Here is a 1025-nt window from a genome sequence, read left to right as displayed (position 1 = left end):
TGCTTAATCGCTTGTACTTCCTCAGCTCCTAACTTATGGATCGCATGCTCCAATAATGCCTCGTAGCGTAAGACCTTTACCTTGCCCACACCCTGCACATTTTCGCGTGTACAAATGTCCTGATAGTGCGCATTGCAAGCAGCCATTGCCTGTAACGCAACTTCCTCAAAAATAGCCATCACCTCAGCCGCTGTACGTTTTAACAAAAAGACATTGTAAAGCGCCGCCGCACGGTATGGTGTTTGTGTAGAATACTCCATTTTTAAATCTTTTAATTGTAGAGAGACGGGTAGTGGTGTGCTTTCGCCTAAATCTGTTTCACGGAAAAGGGGATTCCACTCCATATGCTGTGTCATATAGGAAGCGATAAAGGGAGCCGTCATCCCTTTTAATGGCTCACCAACATGTGTCTCTTTTCCGTAGAACAAAGCAGCAGGCATGATTTTACCAATTGTACCTGAATAAATATATTCATTCGTATCCGAAGGCCCTTGTGAAAACGATGGCTCACTATTTAAAAATAATTTATAGGTTAAGCCATGCTGTTCCCGCAGTCTCACCAGTTCCACAACAGCCGCTCTCATACCAGCAGAGTTGACTTCCTCATCAGGAACCGTTGTTAAAATTAAATTAATCGGCCATTGCTCAAAGCTTGCCTTTTCAATCAACTGCATGTGTAAGGCAAGACCCATTTTCATATCCATTGTGCCGCGTCCAAATAAATAATTCCCAGACGCCAAATCAATGCGAGCTGCCTCTGGTAAATCTTTTAGGTATTTAGGTTCCATTAGCTTTTTCGTTAGTTCTTCTGGAGAAAAGGCTAACGGCTCTAGTTCACCATATTCCTCTGTATGCACGGTATCGAAGTGACTGATTAACACAACGGTTTCAGTTGCGGTTGGATGCTTATAGAAGGCTGTCACTGCATTTCTGCCAAGTCCTGCATCATGTAATTCAATCAAGTCTGGGTGCTTCTCAAAATATGGAAGCGTTAACAATTTATCTTTTAGTCGAAAGGCAAATTT

Annotated in this window: 1 protein-coding gene; it reads right to left on the bottom strand. The window is 42.6% G+C overall.

Annotation, left to right across the window (positions count from 1 at the left end; translation table 11 throughout):
• Nucleotides 1-1025 (bottom strand): M20/M25/M40 family metallo-hydrolase (locus ACZ6ZR_RS38710; protein ID WP_465650729.1); only part of this gene is annotated, 1025 nt, incomplete at both ends.

It is taken from the genome of Kitasatospora sp. NPDC088742, assembly GCF_055584905.1.
This window is presented reverse-complemented; position numbering and strand designations above follow the sequence as displayed.